Below are 18,068 nucleotides of genomic sequence, written 5' to 3'. Positions count from 1 at the left end.
GCTAAAATCGGATTGTCGAGAACGGAATCCACAAGCTGACCAGTGCGATGATCCAGCGGAACGCCGTTTCGCCGGCCGAGCCCGTGTCGATAGCGATCGGCTTCGGCAGCAGGCGGATTTTTCCCTTGATCGGCCACAGAAGCTGGACGCCATTCTCGTTCAGCAGATCGATGAGCGTATGAGAGGCATAGGCGGCGATGAATACCCAATAGTATAGTGGCGGCAAGGGCGACGCGACCAAAGCCAGAAGCGCGATAAACAGGGCCGAGTGCGTGAGCGTCCGGTGGCGGACCCGCAGCAGCTTCAGCAGTGCGGACAGCGGAAAAAGCACCTTCGCCATCGTCGATCCCGGCTTGTCGACATCGGCGAGCGTGCCGGCCAGACAACCGAGCAATATCGCCCCGGCAGCTTCCCATGACAGAAAAGGAATTCCTTCACGAACAAGAATGATTTCGGCGGCTATAAGCCCGGCCACGCTGTGCGTTTTTTGCAGCAAGATGGTTCTCCCCTCGTCAAGCGGTATGAATGGTTTTTACAAGTAACGGCAGGTTCGCTGACTGATCTCCTCATTATATCATACGATAGGGAACATTTGTTCTTGGATGCAGAAAAAATCCCGCCGCAAGCGGGTCCTGAGCGCCTCTAGGGCAAAAAAAGAGAACCCATCGGCAACGGGCCTAGGGTTCTGCCAAATATATATATGAAAAAAGGGGGTCGATATGTAGTATAGGCGTTGTACATTAAAGGAACATGAAAACAATATTTCATTTGTGTTACATTTAATTTGCCGTATTATTTCGAAGCTGGATCGGGAGATTGATTTGTTTACTTTTTCATCTGCTTGGTTTCTTCGATTTTCTTGTTCGTCGCTTCGGCGGCTTCACGCAGGGCGGTGTTGATGTCTACTCCCTTGGTGGCGATGTTCGTCAGCGCGGTGTTCAGCTGGCCGGCGGCGATTGCTTGGTATTCGGTTATATTGGACATTTTGGCATGCTTCGGGAACAGGGCGGTTACATTTTGTCCGTTGTATTTCGAAAGATCTTTGCCGTAGCCAGCCTGGAGCTTGGAGTCGTTCAGCGAAGTGGCCAACCCTCTGGCGTTCAGCGAAGCCTGGAATTCCTCTGAAACGATAAATTTAATTACCTCGAAGGCGGTTTCGCGATTATTGCTTATCGAGCTCATGAACCAGTAATTCGGGTACGATTGAGGTCCAACTCCGCGAATATCCGGGAAATCCGGTATTTTGATGACGCCCCAATTTTTGATGCCATCGCCGGGAGTGAATCCGCAACAGCCGCTATAATCGGCAGCCATGGCGACGATCCCTTTTGTATTGAAATTGCCGACCGTTGCCTGCGTCACATCGTAGCCCGGAATCGTCATAAATCTCGTAAGCATCTGTACGATCTTTTTCCAGCTGTCCGTTTCGAAGCCGGCCTTGAGCGTCTTCGGATCGACCAGATCGAGCGAATACTGGTTGACCTGCAAATAGCCGGCAGTGCTATTGGCGAAACCGTAGTACTGAACATCTCCGTCCTTGCGGGTCAACTTTAAGGCTAAGTCATACAATTCATCCCACGTGATGCCTTCTTTCGGATACGGGATCGCGAACTTGTCGAACAGGTCCTTGTTGTAATACAGGCCGGACGTCCCGATGAAAGCGGGCAGCCCGTATATGCCTCCTTTGGCGAGCTGCCTTTGCAGTTCGATCGTCGTCGGCTGAAATTTGTTCAGATCGACCTTGTGCTTCGCAATCAGATCGCTGATATCGCTTTGCAAATTAAGATCCAGAAGGGAAGTATGGTAATTCGTATAGCTACCGAAAGCGATATCGAGCGGTCCTTTCGCACCGATGTAATCAGCTATCGGCGCTTGTGCCGGGAAATGGACCTTGAACTTGATATGCGGGAATTTTTCGTATAAATATTTGCCGTACGTATTGTCGAACCATTCCTGATTTTGTCCGCTGAGGGAGTACAGATGAAGCTCAACCGGCTCCGGCTGCTTCTGCTGTTGCTGTTGCGTCTGCTGTTGAGATTGCGATCCCGGACTTTGGCCGCCGGAGCAGGCGGTAGCTGCCACGGCCGTCAGGGTCAGCGCTCCGATCAAGCTTGCGTATAACATTTTTTTGGACATGGGAATCCTCCGATATTTTAGTGTTTTGTTATTTCTTGCCGCGTGCCAGTCGGTGTCATATAGCCGGCGGACCGTAGACATACTTTAATCCGAGTTATAAAAAATCGTCAATAAACCGTTTCCCGCCGCAAACCGGACGGCGAAAAACGCGCGAACGCTCATGCGGCATATCCGGAGGGGGGGATGCTGTTCGAAGGACAAGGATGGGCGGAAGACCGCCGTACTGGTGTCTTTCGGCGCAGGGCTTCGCCGGGATACGGGCGATTTTCGCCATTCGGTTTGCTGCGGGGAAACGATTTATTGACGGGATTCGGCGGTCCGGATTAAAGTAATTCTAGGCAACTGGATAAGTTAAAATCAGCACATGCAGCCTGTTTTGAAGGGGAATTGCGAGACTGGCGAAGGAAGAAGAGCGAACAGTATATAAAAAAGGGATGTCTTTCATGGGCATGTATAAATTTGCATGGACTGTGCTGATCGCAACTTTGGTTTTAGTCATTGGCGCTGCGAGTGGCTGCAGCAGGCAAAGCGATACGTCGGGCTCGTCGCCGGATCAAGACGGCGCTGAGTCAAAAACCGGAGGAGCCCATAATGGGGGCCGCGAAACCATCGAGATTTTCAGCTACAACTCGAATACGGGCAACAGGCTTCCACCCGAGGACGAGGATTTCGTCAAACGGACGATCGAGGAAAAGTTTGATGTAAAGCTGATACTGACTTATGACGTGGGGGAAGGGACGGAACGGTACAAAAAGCTCGATGTCCGCCTGGCGTCCAACGATTCGCCGGACCTTATCCTCAGCGGCGGCATACAGGCGCTCGAATACAAAAAAAACGGAATACTCGCGGATATAAACGAGTTTGTAAGCCCCGAGAAAATGCCGAATTATTTTAGATGGATGACACCGGATGTCGTATTCAAACGGTTTGCCCTGGACAAATCAAAGACGGAAATTCAACGAATTCCGATTCCGGTAATGAGAAGACCGCAAGTTTCCTATTTCATCCGTCAGGATTGGCTGGATACCCTCGGTCTTAAAGTTCCGTCCAATCTGGACGAGTTCATGAAAGCCGCCCATGCTTTCACATTTGGCGATCCCGATGGCAACGGAATAAACGACACATACGGGTTTTCTTTGTCGGCCAACGGAGTGGGGACGTCATTCGATTGGCCACAATTTGCGGCAAACGGGATCGAAGGAACTCTGTATATGAAAAACAACGCGCTTGTCCACTTCCAGATGGATGTACGGACGGAAGCCGTATTGCGGGATATCCGCAAAATGATCGAGGACGGCTCCGTAGACCCGAACTGGTTTTTGCAAAAAGGAACCGCGCATATAGAAAAGGCCATACAAGGCAAAGTCGGCATCATCCGCGATACGAGCGGGACGTTCGGACTGGAGAGCGTTCCGGCATCGGGGGCAAGCCGCAGCAAGCAAATATACCCCGGGGCGTCCTGGACTGCTTTTAACCCGAACGAGGGTGTCCCCTTCTACCAAGAAAGCCTTCCTTCTTTCGGAGTCATCGTTACGAAAACAGCAGCCAGAAATTCGGAAAAGGTTAGGAAATCCTTTGAAATATTGGACTATTTATCAAGCGAGGAAGGTTACTTGTTGACGCATTACGGCATAGAAGGCGTTCATTACACCCGTAGTGGCAATGTAATCACCATTTTGCCCGGCAATGTAAAGAAAGATATCGAGGACAAAGGAAACTGGCTGGCGCTTTATCAGGTGTTCAATCAGGATGAACCGCAAACGATTGGTCTGGAAGTTGTCGACCCGAGGGTAACGGATAAAGACCGCGAGACCATTAAGAAGATCAAAAGCTATCCGATCTCCGACAGCATCGGAACCAATGTTGCTCCGCCCGAAGGCGTCGATCTCAAAGCTCAGGCAATGCTGGAAAATGAAACGATGGCCAAAATCGCCTTGGGCGAGCTACCCCCGGAACAATGGAGAAAGACACTCGATACCATTATGAGTGAAATGGGCGGAAAAGCTCTCCTTGAATCGTATGTGGAACAAATCAAAGCGGCCGGTGTAATTATTAAATAACAGGGCGAAGCCGTGGTCATGCCGTTCCCGGGATGTTTGTTCGCAGGATTGAGGAGCTTTCAAGGGAGGAGTCCGGTCTGCACAGAAATTGGTTTTATCGGTTGCTGTTATCCTACTTGCCTGTATTTATTATTATCGTAACGGTACTGCTGCTGATTTCTTTTAAGGCTGTGAGCGACCTTTCCAGAAAAGAGGCTTCGAAAGCAAACGAAGCTTTTATTAGAGATGTGTTGCAGACGATCGACAAGTCACTGCGGGAAATCGATCAAACTCTGACGCGCGAAATTTTTGCAAACCGGGATATTCAACAATTTATTATGGAGGAAGGGAAAATCGGGTTCTCCTCCTATGAAGTAGCTCTTAAATTAAGGCAGATCCGGGAAGATCACCCCTTGATCGAGTCCATTTATGTCGTCCGCGACCCGGAACGCAAGGGCGATGTGGTTCTCGAAAATTCGATTTTGAAAATGGAGCATTTTAGCGACAGGTCTTATTTGGAAGAATTGCAGAAGGAAACTCGTCCTTATAGCTGGTCCGGCTTGAGAGTGTATGAGGGCGTGTCCGGCCGTCCGGTAAACGTCATTTCGCTTGCAAGAAAGATCAATTTATCGCCTGCCGGCTTCATCGTTGCGAACGTTAGCATGGAGCGGCTGCAGTCGCTGATCGAGGAAATGTCCGCATCCCCTCTGAATTATGTGAGTTTGTTTGACGCGCAGGGACAAAAGATGGTTGCGGCCGGTCTGGATCCGAAGGATGGTTTCTCCCGCGATGACTTAACCCGCCTGACTTCGCGGTACACTTCTTTCGAGATTCGTGGCGGATTCAAATATATCGGGCTTCTCGGGTCCTTGTCTGCCTTTACTTATGGCTTGATCGGTGCCGGGCTCGTTTCCGTCATCATCGGAATTATTTGGATTATCTTCATCAGTCGCAGAAACTATAGGCCGATGGAGAGAATACTAGACCGGCTCAAAAAGACCAAGGAACCGAAGGAAGGCTTGCGCACGAATCGGCTTGACGAATTCAAAACGATCGAGTCGGCCATTGTTGCGATGACCGAGGAAACAAGCAGATTTGAAAAGCAGGCGGAAGAAAGCCTGATCTATACGAAGCGTGCAATTTTTCTCGACCTTCTGGCCGGGAAGCAGCCTTTGCTTGCGGAACAGTTTGCAGGGTTTCGCCAAGGCTCCGGAACGGACGACGGGCGGAAAACTACGGCGGTAGTCGTAGCCGAAATCGATGGTTACCTTGCATTTTGTTCGCGATATTCCCCCGAGGATCAGCAACTGCTTAAATTCGTCGTGGAGAAAAGCCTCGGCGAGCTTGCCGCGGAACTTGCGGTTTCCATCTGGATGGAATGGGTTGACGATCGCCGGCTGGCAATAATTTTGCAAATATCCGGCAAGGCGAGCGGTTTGTTTTCCAGACTATGCGAGCACGCGGGGAAATGGATGAAATCGAGGTTGCCGTTTACGGCCACCTTCGGCATGGGCACCGAAGTGGAAACGATATATCAGGTATCGTTTTCTTATGAGTCCGCCCTTCACTGCCTCAAATTCAAAGCTTCCTTAGGCAAAGATCGGATGATCGCTTCACACGATCTGATACGTGTCAAGCAAGGGGAAATGTTCAATTTCAACCATGTGCTGATTGTGCAATCGTTCGTACAGGCGTTCAAGCGGGGCGAGAGGGAATGGGCCGAAAAATGCAGGGCGCTCTTTGAACAGATTGGCAGCAGCGTCTTTACGAAGGACGACCTGAACAACCTGATCAACTACACCGTATTTTACATGCGCCGCGTCATGATGGAACTGTCTGCGGACTGGCTAAAGAAATGGGAGCAGGAGTTTATGCCGAATATTCTCGATATGATGGATTCGGCCGAGACGCTGGAAGAGGTCGCGTCGGGCTTTACGGATTTGCTGAACGAACTTTGGAATCAGATGGAACTGGACCGTACGCGAAAAAGCAACCATATCCTATTATTGGAAGTCAGGGGATTTATCAAACATCATTATGGGAATCCCGATCTTTCGCTGATTTACTTGAACGACAAATTCGGAATAAGCGGGAAATATTTAAGCCAGCTGTTCAAAGAAGAGTTTGGGGAAAACTTTATGGATTTTCTGGTTCGGACAAGGATGGAGAATGCCAAAAAGCTTTTGCGCGAAAGCGACGATCCCGTTCAGGAAATTGCCGGCAAGGTAGGTTATACAACATCCATTGCTTTTATCCGCACATTCAAAAAAACGGTCGGTTCGACTCCGGGGGACTATCGGAAGAGTTTAGCCGAGTCCAACGTTCCGTATCGATAACGCCTGCAAACATCCCGATCGAGTAACACCAACTTAAAGGAGCCGTTACGTAATAGCTCCTAAGGAGATCTTGTTTCTATGGGCTTTATTACTGTGCCAACCAACTACTACCAGCAGTTCGATGCCGATTTCAATAGGGATGTGCCCGCTGAAGGCTACGGTGGCTGGAAGAAAACGAACTTGAAGCTCAATCCCGGACGCACGGCCGTCGTAGTTATGCACGCATGGGATTGCGGGACGAATGCACAGTTCCCGGGCTGGCACCGGGCGGTCGAATATTTGCCGCGTTCATACGATATTTGCGATGCCATCTTCCCGGAACTGCTGGCGGCGGTCCGCAGCAGCCCGATTAAGCTCATCCACGTCGTATCGAGCGGGAATTACAGCAGCTCTTACCCCGGATATCGGTTTGTCAAAGAGCTTTCCGGCACCGGGCCGGACCGTGAACGCGTGGAAGCAGACGAAGTGCTGAAAGAGCTGAACGCTTTCCGTGCGGCAAATGTATTTCCCGGTAACCACAACCAGGGCGACATTATACACGGAAAAGCGGCAATAAGCTTTCATCGGCAAGCTGGGCCGATCGGCGACGAGCCGATTGCGGAAACGTCCCATGAGCTTTTCCACTTGTGCCGGCACCTGAACGTCAATCACCTTGTTTACACCGGTTTTACGATCAACGGTTGCCTCTGGACGTCCCCTGGAGGGATGTTCGATATGATTCGCCATGGAATTATGTGTTCGACTATTCGGCAGGCGGTAACCGCTATCGAAAATAAAGAGACGGCCCGTGGGGAACGAGCCAAAGAAATTGCTCTTTGGCAGGTGGCGCTGTTGTACGGGTTCGTTTATGATTGTGACGACTTCATAAGCGCCTTGCGCGGTTCGGCTTTATAGGCTGGTACTTTACAGTGCCGCATCGGGTATGATACTCTTGATAGCAAGAACAATTAATGGACGGCATCAACAATCGGGCGGAGATGAGGAGACCCCTTTTGCTGATAGACGCTTTGTTACGCGCGCGTAACAGATCGTTTTATCATGCGAAGGGGTTTTTGCGTATGCGCGCGAAAACCTCGCACCCGAACCTGCGCCGTCGTTTTAGGAGGCACCTGACATGAAACAACCATTTTCCGCCAGCCGCCGGGAACAGCAGCTTCAGATCATGTCCGCCGAGCGGCTGGACGTTCTCGTTATCGGGGGAGGCATTACCGGAGCCGGGATCGCTTGGGATGCGAGCCTTCGCGGCCTGAATACAGGGCTCATTGAAATGCGCGACTTTTCCTGGGGCACGAGCAGCCGCTCGACTAAGCTCGTTCACGGGGGGCTGCGCTATTTGAAGCAGGGCGAGGTGAAGCTCGTCATGGAGGTCGGCCGCGAAAGAGCGCTGCTGCACCAAAAAGCGCCGCATATCGTCATTCCCGCGCCGATGATGCTGCCGATCTACAAAGGCGGCACGTACGGCTACTTCATGTCCGCCGTCGGCCTATACGTCTACGATCTTCTCGCCGGCGTTAAGCGCGGAGAGCGCCGCATCATGTACAGCCGCGACAAAACGCTGGAGATGGAGCCGCTGTTCAAAACCGAAGGGCTGAAAGGGTCCGGCTTCTACTACGAGTACCGTACCGACGATTCCCGGCTGACCGTCGAAATCGCCAAAACGGCGCACGGCCACGGGGCGAAGCTGGTCAACTACGCAAAGGCGACCGGGTTCCTGTACGAAAACGGGCGGGTAACCGGCGTACGGGTGGAGGATGTGCGCACGGGCCAGGTCTATTCGATATATGCGAAAAAAATCATCAATGCGGCTGGTCCGTGGGTCGATCGCGTCCGCTCGGACGATCACGAGGTGAAGGGCAAACGGCTGCTGCTGACAAAGGGCGTTCACCTGGTTGTCGATCACGCCCGGCTGCCGGTCAAGCAATCGGCTTATTTGGACGTACCCGACGGGCGCATGATCTTCGTCATTCCGCGCGAAGGGAAAACGTATATCGGCACGACCGATACGTTCTACGACGGCAAAATCGAGGAGCCGCGGACGACGCGCAAAGACCGGGACTACCTGCTGGACGCGGTCAATCACGCCTTTCCCGGAGTGAAGCTGAAACCGGCTGATGTAGAGTCGTCCTGGTCTGGACTGCGACCGCTAATTCGCGAGGAAGGCAAGGGACCGTCGGAGATATCGCGCAAGGACGAAATATTCCACTCCGATTCGGGCTTGATCACGATTGCCGGGGGCAAGCTGACCGGCTTCCGCAAAATGGCCGAGAAGGTGGTCGATCTGGTCGAACGGGAGCTGCACAAGGAAGAGGGACGCCCGCAGACCGGCTGCCAAACGGATCGGGACGACATTAGCGGCGGTGATTGCAGCGGCTCCGCTTCCTATGGGGAGTATCGCCGACAATGGATCGAGCGCGGCGCGAAGGCGGGCGTGTCCGCCAGGGACACCGAATATTTGCTAGGGCGATACGGTTCCAACATAGCGGTCATTTTCGGCACCTACGACGGTTTGGACGGAGAAACGGCGGCCGGTTCGGAGGCAAGGAACGCGAAGGCGGGGAAACAGGCAGTTTTGGGACAGCCGAAGGTCGACCTGCGGCTGCTCGAGGCGGAGCTTCGTTACGCGACGATGCATGAGATGACGGTTTCCGCATCGGACTTTTTGCAACGCCGGACCGGGCTCGTAACGTTTGACCGGAAGCGGGCCGAAACGCTGGTCGACCCGGTCGTGAGCCTGATGGCGCGGCTGCTCGGCTGGAGCGCAGAGGAGGAAGAGAGCGAGCGTCAGCAGGTGCAGGAAGCGATCCATCAGGTGACGACGTTCCCCGAGCTCAGCGATACGGCGCTATAACACCGCCCTGCTGCGGGGCAGGCCTTACGAATCGGCGAACAGCAAGAAAATGCCGATGCCGACGGCAAGCAGGCCGCCGATCCGGCTCATCAGGAGGGCGGCTTCGCCCGGCTCGGCATCCCGGCGCCGCCAGCCGGCGTTCCAGAACAAGGCTTTTTGCGGGAAAAATAGGCTGAGCAGCCCGATTCCGATAAACAGAAACGGGACGATTTGCAGCAAAATCATTAGCGGCACCTCGCACTCGCAAGCTGATTTCTCGTAGCGCCAAGAAGCCCGTCCATGATGTATGCGCTTTAATTATACTTTCACACAGCAGTAATTCATATATTTAGATACGTGAAGCGCAGCCTAAAAGTTTCGTCTGGGGCGTTTTTTCCGCCCCCGTATTTCCAACCGTCTCGAAGGATGGTATCGTGATTCCTATAACGAGCAAACGAATGGGAGGGATGGTTATGAAACGGTATGTGATGGCGCTCGATCAAGGGACGACGAGCTGCCGCGCGATCTTGTTCGACAAGGGCGGCCGGATTGCCGCCCAAGCCCAGCGGGAATTCCGGCAATGGTTTCCGCAGGCCGGCTGGGTCGAGCATGATGCGGACGATATATGGAACACCCAGCGGCAGGTGATGCTGGAGGCGGCTTCCGGTCTCGATGCAGCGGATATCGCGGCGATCGGCATTACGAACCAGCGGGAGACGACGGTTGTGTGGGACAAGGCGACCGGCAAACCGCTACACCGCGCCATCGTCTGGCAATGCCGTCGTACGAGCGAGATGTGCGAGCAGCTTCGCCGCGAAGGATGGGACCATACGATCCGGATGAAGACCGGGCTCGTCACCGACCCGTATTTTTCCGGCACGAAGCTGAAATGGATCCTCGATCATGTGCCGGGAGTGCGCGAGAAGGCGGAGGCGGGAGAAGCGCTGTTCGGCACGATCGATACGTGGCTTATCTGGAATTTGACCGAAGGCCGGGCCCATGTTACCGACGTATCCAATGCGTCACGCACCATGCTGTTCAACATTCACGACTTGGAGTGGGACCGGGACATTTTGGCCAAATTCGGCATCCCGGCGGCGATGCTGCCGGAAGTAAAGCCATCCAGCTGCGTTTACGGCGAAACGGCGCTGCTCGGAGGGGCTGCCTCTATTCGGATCCCGATCGCAGGGGCGGCCGGCGACCAGCAGGCGGCGCTGTTCGGGCAAGGCTGCCACGAGCCGGGCATGGCGAAGAATACGTACGGCACCGGCTGCTTCATGCTGAAAAATACGGGAACGAAGCCGATCGCTTCCGCAAACGGGCTGCTGACTACGATCGCCTGGGGAGTCGGCGATAAAACGACGTATGCGCTCGAAGGAAGCGTATTTACGGCGGGCGCGGTCATCCAATGGCTGCGCGACGGCTTGCAGCTTATTACGTCTGCAGGCGAGACGGAAGCAATGGCGAGGTCTGTCGAGCATACGGAAGGCGTGTACGTCGTTCCGGCTTTTACCGGTCTCGGCACGCCGTATTGGAATGCGGACGCGCGCGGCATGATTACCGGCCTGACCCGGGGAAGCGGCAAAGCCCATATCGTGCGGGCGGCGCTGGAATCGATCGCTTACCAGACGATGGACGTGCTGCGGGTCATGGAGCGGGAATCCGGCATTCGCCTAAACGAGCTGCGGGTTGACGGCGGGGCGACGAAAAACGACTTTCTGATGCAGTTTCAGGCCGATATGCTCGGCGTCCGGGTGACGCGCCCGAAGGTGCAGGAGACTACGGCTCAGGGCGCGGCGTATTTGGCCGGGCTTGCCGTCGGCTTCTGGAGCGGCTGCGGCGAGCTGGCGTCGCTGTGGGAACGTGACCGTCAATTCGAGCCGGCCATGAGCGAAGACGTTCGCAGCGCTAACTATGGCGGATGGCGCCGTGCGGTCGGCTACCAGCTTTAATGTTGATTTGATTTTATTCGGTTATTGGCGTAAAAGGTAAATGCCGTTAAGTAAGGCCGCTCCCCGGCATCGTATGCAGTGCGATGCCGGGGAGCGGCTTTTTCTTACTTTGTAATAACGGGAAAACGTCCATTTCATATCGTCGTAAACCTCTACAGGACACGTTATGGACGCCAATAGTAACCCGTGCGCCCGCATACTCGGCGGAGCAACGTTTCACGCTATTCTTCAGCCCATCGGGATTACAAACATTTCAGGCAAGGCGGAGTACGAGACAACCAACTCGTCGCCCGGCATCAAGGCGTATAAATTGTTGGCCGGGAGCCCACTGGCTCCACCTCCTACAATCGTCTGGTCGCCGCCGCGCTTGAACAGCACCTGGGTTACCGTACCTCCCCGAACGGCAACTTGTTCGATATATCCTGTGCTGTTCTTGAACGAAAACGGCGAAGCGCCTACAGCGATGCCGGTTCTAGGCTTTCTGACATAAATGAATTGCGCCGTATCGTGGTCGTATATATCTCGGATCGTCGAGTCTTGACCATTATCGAACACGCCGCCCGCCGACGTATTCCAGTAATTGACGGTCAGCTTCTCGATCAAAGTATGACTCGCGCCCGCGTCCGTCTGAATCCGTTCATGCAAACCGCCGCTTACTTCTGCATTTTGCGAGCCTACCGCAAAATGCAGTTTCCTCGCGGAATAGCAGTTGATGAGCTTCGTAGATTGCCCTTGGTCCATTAAATCATCAGTACCATTGCCTTCGAAGCCAAGCCCGATAAACGTATTGCATCTGGAGCCGGGAGCAACTACGACGCCGTGGATACCGATCACCTCCGACGTGCCTCCAACAAACGTATTCTGGTCCGCGGCCTCGATCCGGATGCCTATCCCCGTCATGCCTTCGATAATCGGATTGATGAAGGTATTGCAGGTCGTTTTCGCACCCCGGGAAGGTGATGCGCCTAAAAAAATCCCGTTGAAAGGCTTATTCGTCATCGGCTGCTCATTAACCGAACAGGTGACGCCATCGAACGTGCTCGCCACTGTCCAAAGCAGCTTCATTGCCGTTCCCGTTGCCGAATTGGCTTCCCGCAAATTCACGTTGCGGACAACCAGGTGGGATGCATTCTCCGTATAGAACAAGTCGGTGATCGCCCCGTTGCCTTCGACCGTCAACGCCTCCACGGTTATCCCATAAATGACAGCGGGTCCAAACTGGCTCCCGTTCAGTTGAAAACCGCGGCCGGGGCCGGTATATTTCAGCACGGTATCGTGCTTGCCGGCTCCTCTCACGGACATGTGAGAATACCCGAAGTTCGGACTTGTCGAGGTCGCGCATACGCCTTTGGGCAGGACGATCGATCGTCTCCCGCTCGATACGGCGCACTCGATCGCCGCCGCAAGTGGTACGCTGTTGTCGGTCGCGCCGTCCATAATCGCGCCGAACCACGTCGGATTGATACTGCCGCCAAACGTTCTCACCCAGCAGCCGTTTCCCGTAGGAGCTGTCTCGCCGGTACCGGCCAAAAACCCGGCCAAAGTCGCGAGCTGTCCGTTCCAAGGAACGGTCGGACTGATGACGACGCCCCCGTCGTGATTCGCTTTCGGCTCGGCGGATTTCCAGATGAAGTCTCCGCCCCCGCTCACGTCGAACGGCCGGGAAGGACCGGGCGCGCCTCCCGGAACGACCGCGAATACCGATTGGACGCGGACTGTCAGTCCGTCCGCGATAGAAGACGTTTCCAGTTCAAGCAAATCGATGACGGAATTGACCGCAACGACGAAATTGTCCGCCGTTTTCTTCTTGGCGTAGACGGCCGGATTGAACGAAACTCCCGCCGTGGCGATCGCTACGCCTGCCGCCCCGAGCGTTGCCAGCACTTTTCTGCGGCTCAGCTTCGATTGCTGCTCTTGGGACGGTTCATGCTTGCTAGTCTCCATGTCCATTTCCTTGTCCTCCTAACTATAAAGTTGAATGTTTTTCAGGCAAAGAGATCCCTCTATTTCGTTATGTATGCGCTTACAGTCTCTATTGTAAAAGAAGACGTACGCATCGATCCATTGTTGATTTGGACTTCCTTCTTGGTGATTAGGTCATATCGAAAAAGATGCTAAAGAAAAAGACCTCTGTGCGGTATTACTACTCTGGGATTGGGACTGCGCAATATGAATTTGATGAGTGATGCATTCAAAAAGCAAGCGGCTAGATCATCGAACGGTGTGGTATACGCCTGATAGCGATAACGGGGCTATACGTGGAGCAGGGCCATAAAAAAGGCAACGTGGTTTTAAGCGTTCGGCAGAATATTATAGATGGTTTCTAAGTCGCCAAGCTTCCACGATATAAATAAGATTTACGAAGGGCACCCCACTATCGGGTGCCTTTCGATTTCGCTCTGCTGACGTATATTTCAAGGCTAGTCAAGTGGCTATGGAACAGCGCCTTACAGAATGAATTTCGTCCAGAGACGGATCGCGAGCATACGAGGTGATTTAAGGTGCCGTTTCTGACTTTTTCGTCTTCATTTTCCGATATTCTGACGGTGATATACCCTTGGTGCCTCGGAAAATCCGCGAGAACGTATTATACGATCCGTAGCCAACTTCCAGTGCGATTTCGGATACGCTCATCTCCGTTGAAACGAGAAGGCTGCACGCATGGCGGATGCGAAGATCCTGAAGGAAATGGACGTACGATTGGCCTGTAGCTTGTTTAATGATTTCACTGACCCGGGAGATGCTCAGTGAGAACTGCTTGGCAATTCCGCCTAGTGTCAAACCCTCCTGGTAGTTGCCGTTTATATAGTGGATGATCGGCCAGACGGCTCCTGCTGATTTGCCTAAGGCGAGCTCCCCGTTCGGTGTTATTCCATTCTTCCTCCGATAGCGGTCGAACCGAATGAGAAGCTCCTTCAGCTTAACCTGTAAGTAGCTGTTCCGCCATCGGTCGCTGCCGGAGTATTCCTCCATCATTTCCTCAAGCAGGTTGTCCGTCCGCGCTTTCTCCTTCCCCTCGAACTGCACGAAGGAAGGCAGCCCTTCGGTACCATTGACCATGCCGTTCATCAACTCTTCTTGGTTCGGTTCCATGAGCAACTCCATACTGAATCGACAATTGTACAGAATTAGCTCCGATCCCGGATCGGTGAACAATTCATGAATTTGATACGGCAGCAAAAAAGAAAACGTTCCCGCCTCCATCCGATGCTTTACCCCATTGATCGTTTCCCAGCCGGTTCCGCTCTTGACATATGAAAATTCCAGGTAATCCTGCCGGTGGGAAGGGTAGCCTTTCTTCAGCCTATTAATTAAGAGCTCGAACTGGAACGGGCTGTCCTTAGTAGAATAGTCTTTTAAATATCTTGGGAATTGTGACATATGGCAGGACCCCTCAGAAAAAATGGGATAATTATCGAAAAACGCGTTAGGCTTTTATTTTTAATTTATTTTACCATAAATAAAGGAAGGATAAGGAAATGCTTATAACAGGGGGGGAGAAGTTGAACCGGAAGATGCAAAGAATTGAATTTGAACAAACAAAAAAAATTTATGAGAGTGAGACATTGGTGTTTTATGGTGTGGACGGTTTTGATGTCTACAATATTTCGATCCCTTTCATACGGGGTGGGAAGCGCTATTTGTTCGGGCGGCTAGAGCGTCGAGAGGAATGGGCTCGTTCTTGGGTTCGCCTGTTCGAGGAGACGGGACAGGATGAATGGACCGTGGTGAAAGATAGCATGATTTATACGCTGGAAGACCCTTACATCTCGGAAATCGGTGATGAGCTGGTCTTGGGTGGGACACATGTACAATATCAGTCTGGAAAATACAGCACGTTTTTCGGTTATTTCTATCGGGGTACCGACCTCCACAATTTATACTACTTCACTACGGGACCTAACAAGATGAAGGATATTCGCCTTGTTCGGTTGTCGGACGGCAAGATTGGCGTCTTTTCTCGTCCGCGCAGTGCGGGGATGGTAGGCAAATACGGGAGTGAATCCATGATTGGCTTCACGGTCCTTGACAGACTGGAAGAGCTGACTGCGGACGTCATCGAGAACGCACCTTACATCTACGGTATTTTCGGGGAAGGCGAATGGGGAGGGGTTAATCAGGCTTATCTGCTCGACAGCGGCAAAATCGGCGTCATCGGACACATCTGCTACATCGATGAGGATGAGAACGGCGGGAAAGTGAAGGTGTACCTGAACATGGCCTTCATCTTCGATCCAACCACCCGTGAGTCTTCGGACCTTCAATTGATCGGAAGTCGTACCTGCTATCCGCCGGGACCCGCCAAGGCACCACAATTGGTCGACTGCGCCTTTACTTCTGGAATTGTGATGCGTTCGGACGGCAAGGCCGATCTTTACAGCGGCATCGGCGATTGCCAGACGGGACGTATTACGATCGACAATCCGTTCGAGGGGCATGGGCGCATTGTCTAGAGGCAGCTTGTAAGAAGGCATAGACTGATTTTAAACGGTTAACCACGTAAAAGGTCAAGATCAGTGGAGGGGAAGGTGATAAGGAATGTACTAGACGAATTGGGTTCTTTCATAAACGGAGCAAACTTTTTCGGAATTTGTGAAAGCGGTTTCCGTACGGGGTAACGATATGCCGAAACGTGGACACGTTGCACACCTATCCCCAATACTCTGCGGAAGTTAAAGCCGTTCACCCGTTTGTCGTCATTGACGTGATCGTCACCGCGATAAGAGGCGAGCATTCGCTCTTGGGAAAACAGCGTTAACGACAACTCGAGGGCAGCCGAATGGACGCTTGCAGGGGAGTGCGGAGCAAATTCGCTCGCTTCGGAATACCGCGTCGGACTGGCTGACAGCTTTGCCGCATTCGGGCGTTACTCAGAAACCGCAGACCCGTCGGAGCTGTTAAGCTGGAGCAACCATCCGAACAAAAAAGGCCACGAATTGGTTGTCAAAGAAATGGTTCTTATGAAAGCAGAAGATATACGGGGTTTGGCGGAAAATACGAAAAGCCGGCATGTCAATGTTTTTTATGATGAGGGCATCCCTTCTTTGGAAGGGGGAAAGTAAGCGGTTCCATTCATGACGGTGTGATAACGGGAGCAAGGTAGATTCATGATTGGAACAGCTATAAACATAAACTGAGATGAAAGGGTGGCTAGTAGAATGTTCGTAAAAACTCGTTCCATGCTCATGCTTTTGACTTCAGTCTCTGTGTTGTTCGGCTGTAATTCGGGAAACGGAAAGACCGCGGTTCCGGGTACCGATCAGACCGGAAAGCCTCCGGAGGTAAAGATCAGCAGCGATCCGGTGAAGCTGTCTATCGCAATCAATGTCGGTTGGATTGGTCCGGATGAATTCAAAAAATATTTCGAAGACCCGGTCAAAAAGAAATATCCGAATATTTCCTTCGAGGTTTATGATCAGGCGCAAAAGGACACTACCCTTGACGCATTGATCGCCGCAGGAACCATACCCGATATCGTCATGCAGAGCAATAACTTGCCCTACCGGTATACAGGCCGGGGCCTGGAATACGACATTCAGCCGCTGATCAAGAAGTTTAACTTCGATTTGTCGAAGCTGGATCCCGCTGCTTTGAACTCGGTTAAAGTGTCGAGCGACTCGACGGTTTTGACGGGTCTGCCATGGACGATGCATTTCAGCGCGCTGTATTACAACAAGGACATCTTCGATAAATTCGGGGTTGCATATCCGAAGGACGGTATGACATGGGACGATTATCAAACGCTTGCCATCAAGCTGACGCGTAAAGACGGGGACGTCCAATATCGCGGCATGGAACCCGACCAGCCGAAGATGTCAGGGTACCAGCTCGGTCTTGAGGGAATTGATACGAAGACCCTCAAGGCAACTTTCAATAATGACGGATGGAAACGGATATTCACGATGCTGAAAAGCTTCTATGATATTCCAGGGAACGAGAAGATCCAAGGTGGCATTAACCCATTTATTAAGGATCGAAACATCGCCATGTATCCGACAAACAATGTGCTGCCCACCTTGGTCGCTCTGCCGGACTTTAACTGGGATATCGCCCAATACCCGTCTTTTAAAGACAAGCCGAATATCGGCATGCGGTCCGACGCCTGGATTCTTCACATCACCCAGACAAGCAGGCACAAGGATGAGGCGTTTGCGGCAATCTCCACGATCCTTTCCGAAGAGGTTCAGGCCGATATGGCCAAGAATGCGCGATTCCCAGTACTTCAGTTCCCAACTTTGAATACGGTTTTCGGGCAGAACGTGCCGCAATTGAAAGGGAAACACCTGGAAGCCGTATTCAAATCGCAAGCGTCCGAGCCGAAGCTGATCACGAAATTCGATGGCAATGCCGAAGATGAAATGCGGAAAGGCATCGCAGCCGTCGTGAAGGGCGAAAAAGACATTAATACTGCGCTTCGCGATATGGAAGAAAACCTGAACAAGACAATTGCCGCGGATGGCACGAAGTAAGCGGTATCCCTAGATAAGCTTATCGAGGCAGCGAATCTATCCGTTTAATGGGGGTAGTTCCGATGAAGCTTCTGTTTCAGTCAACACCGCATTGAAGGAAGCCAAAGCAAAGATCAACGCTTACATCGAAAAGACCAAGAGCAAATGACCTCAAGAAATGGGATACTGCCGGGTTTCGGACTAGGGCGTGTATTCAAACCACTAGGCTAACCAAACCATGGAAGAAGCCAACTTTAAAAAGGCAACAAAGGTACAGGACAATTTGTCGTACCGGGTTGCCAAGCGCCGATTGTGTTTGAGTTTATTAA

Annotated in this window: 13 protein-coding genes; 8 read left to right on the top strand and 5 right to left on the bottom strand. The window is 52.5% G+C overall.

Annotated elements, in window-relative coordinates; genetic code table 11:
- Position 1 precedes the first annotated feature (1 nt).
- Both D7M11_RS33100 and D7M11_RS33095 read right to left on the bottom strand, forming a co-directional pair.
- Positions 2-496, bottom strand: coding sequence for a metal-dependent hydrolase (locus D7M11_RS33100; RefSeq protein WP_120751554.1), 495 nt, complete (start codon positions 494-496; stop codon positions 2-4).
- Between the two features lie 329 nt (positions 497-825).
- Positions 826-2,136: an ABC transporter substrate-binding protein gene (locus D7M11_RS33095; protein ID WP_158606966.1), complete on the bottom strand. Its 1,311-nt coding sequence runs from the start codon at positions 2,134-2,136 to the stop codon at positions 826-828.
- A 443-nt stretch (positions 2,137-2,579) separates the two neighbouring features.
- On the opposite strand from D7M11_RS33095, the gene D7M11_RS33090 reads away from it, so the two are divergent.
- The 4 genes from D7M11_RS33090 (at position 2,580) to D7M11_RS33075 (ending at position 9,359) form a co-directional block, all read left to right on the top strand.
- Positions 2,580-4,196 carry an extracellular solute-binding protein gene (locus D7M11_RS33090; protein WP_158606965.1) on the top strand — a complete coding sequence of 539 codons (1,617 nt, stop codon included), beginning with the start codon at positions 2,580-2,582 and terminating at the stop codon, positions 4,194-4,196.
- Positions 4,197-4,228: 32 nt separating this feature from the next.
- A complete protein-coding gene (locus D7M11_RS33085) occupies positions 4,229-6,511 on the top strand; it encodes an AraC family transcriptional regulator (protein WP_120751551.1) in 2,283 nt (760 codons plus the stop codon).
- A 78-nt stretch (positions 6,512-6,589) separates the two neighbouring features.
- On the top strand, positions 6,590-7,405 hold the full coding sequence (locus D7M11_RS33080; protein WP_120751550.1) for a hypothetical protein: 816 nt from the start codon (positions 6,590-6,592) through the stop codon (positions 7,403-7,405).
- Between the two features lie 220 nt (positions 7,406-7,625).
- Positions 7,626-9,359: a glycerol-3-phosphate dehydrogenase/oxidase gene (locus D7M11_RS33075; protein ID WP_120751549.1), complete on the top strand. Its 1,734-nt coding sequence runs from the start codon at positions 7,626-7,628 to the stop codon at positions 9,357-9,359.
- Positions 9,360-9,383: 24 nt separating this feature from the next.
- On the opposite strand, the gene D7M11_RS33070 is transcribed toward D7M11_RS33075, so the two are convergent.
- Complete coding sequence (locus D7M11_RS33070; protein WP_120751548.1) at positions 9,384-9,584, bottom strand: DUF6199 family natural product biosynthesis protein; 201 nt, start codon at positions 9,582-9,584, stop codon at positions 9,384-9,386.
- Between the two features lie 221 nt (positions 9,585-9,805).
- Here D7M11_RS33070 and glpK point away from each other — a divergent pair, with 221 nt between their 5' ends.
- The gene (gene glpK, locus D7M11_RS33065; protein WP_205127145.1) at positions 9,806-11,290 is read left to right on the top strand and encodes a glycerol kinase GlpK; all 1,485 of its coding nucleotides are present in this window, start codon (positions 9,806-9,808) and stop codon (positions 11,288-11,290) included.
- 228 nt (positions 11,291-11,518) lie between these two features.
- Here the strand turns inward: glpK and D7M11_RS33060 are convergent, their stop codons facing one another.
- Together D7M11_RS33060 and D7M11_RS33055 are read right to left on the bottom strand one after the other, a co-directional pair.
- On the bottom strand, positions 11,519-13,240 hold the full coding sequence (locus D7M11_RS33060; protein ID WP_120751546.1) for a glycosyl hydrolase family 28-related protein: 1,722 nt from the start codon (positions 13,238-13,240) through the stop codon (positions 11,519-11,521).
- A gap of 546 nt (positions 13,241-13,786) precedes the next feature.
- Complete coding sequence (locus D7M11_RS33055) at positions 13,787-14,671, bottom strand: AraC family transcriptional regulator (RefSeq protein WP_120751545.1); 885 nt, start codon at positions 14,669-14,671, stop codon at positions 13,787-13,789.
- A gap of 122 nt (positions 14,672-14,793) precedes the next feature.
- On the opposite strand from D7M11_RS33055, the gene D7M11_RS33050 reads away from it, so the two are divergent.
- From D7M11_RS33050 to D7M11_RS33045, 3 genes are all read left to right on the top strand, one after another.
- A complete protein-coding gene (locus D7M11_RS33050; RefSeq protein WP_240041416.1) occupies positions 14,794-15,744 on the top strand; it encodes a DUF1861 family protein in 951 nt (316 codons plus the stop codon).
- A gap of 179 nt (positions 15,745-15,923) precedes the next feature.
- On the top strand, positions 15,924-16,049 hold the full coding sequence (locus D7M11_RS37830; RefSeq protein ID WP_275671756.1) for a hypothetical protein: 126 nt from the start codon (positions 15,924-15,926) through the stop codon (positions 16,047-16,049).
- Positions 16,050-16,449: 400 nt separating this feature from the next.
- On the top strand, positions 16,450-17,760 hold the full coding sequence (locus D7M11_RS33045) for an ABC transporter substrate-binding protein (RefSeq protein WP_120751544.1): 1,311 nt from the start codon (positions 16,450-16,452) through the stop codon (positions 17,758-17,760).
- Positions 17,761-18,068 lie beyond the last annotated feature (308 nt).

This window comes from Paenibacillus ginsengarvi, assembly GCF_003626695.1.
Taxonomy (GTDB): domain Bacteria; phylum Bacillota; class Bacilli; order Paenibacillales; family NBRC-103111; genus Paenibacillus_AB; species Paenibacillus_AB ginsengarvi.
The sequence above is the reverse complement of the archived record's forward strand: the minus strand, read 5'-3'. Positions and strand labels throughout refer to the sequence as shown.

What these genes read in the sequence shown, in the direction of transcription:
- D7M11_RS33095 (WP_158606966.1), bottom strand. Translation starts at nt 2,136, where the DNA reads ATGTCCAAAAAAATGTTATACGCAAGCTTGATCGGAGCGCTGACCCTG.
- D7M11_RS33090 (WP_158606965.1), top strand. Translation starts at nt 2,580, where the DNA reads ATGGGCATGTATAAATTTGCATGGACTGTGCTGATCGCAACTTTGGTT.
- D7M11_RS33085 (WP_120751551.1), top strand. Translation starts at nt 4,229, where the DNA reads ATGTTTGTTCGCAGGATTGAGGAGCTTTCAAGGGAGGAGTCCGGTCTG.
- D7M11_RS33080 (WP_120751550.1), top strand. Translation starts at nt 6,590, where the DNA reads ATGGGCTTTATTACTGTGCCAACCAACTACTACCAGCAGTTCGATGCC.
- D7M11_RS33075 (WP_120751549.1), top strand. Translation starts at nt 7,626, where the DNA reads ATGAAACAACCATTTTCCGCCAGCCGCCGGGAACAGCAGCTTCAGATC.
- D7M11_RS33070 (WP_120751548.1), bottom strand. Translation starts at nt 9,584, where the DNA reads ATGATTTTGCTGCAAATCGTCCCGTTTCTGTTTATCGGAATCGGGCTG.
- glpK (WP_205127145.1), top strand. Translation starts at nt 9,806, where the DNA reads ATGGTTATGAAACGGTATGTGATGGCGCTCGATCAAGGGACGACGAGC.
- D7M11_RS33060 (WP_120751546.1), bottom strand. Translation starts at nt 13,240, where the DNA reads ATGGACATGGAGACTAGCAAGCATGAACCGTCCCAAGAGCAGCAATCG.
- D7M11_RS33055 (WP_120751545.1), bottom strand. Translation starts at nt 14,671, where the DNA reads ATGTCACAATTCCCAAGATATTTAAAAGACTATTCTACTAAGGACAGC.
- D7M11_RS33045 (WP_120751544.1), top strand. Translation starts at nt 16,450, where the DNA reads ATGTTCGTAAAAACTCGTTCCATGCTCATGCTTTTGACTTCAGTCTCT.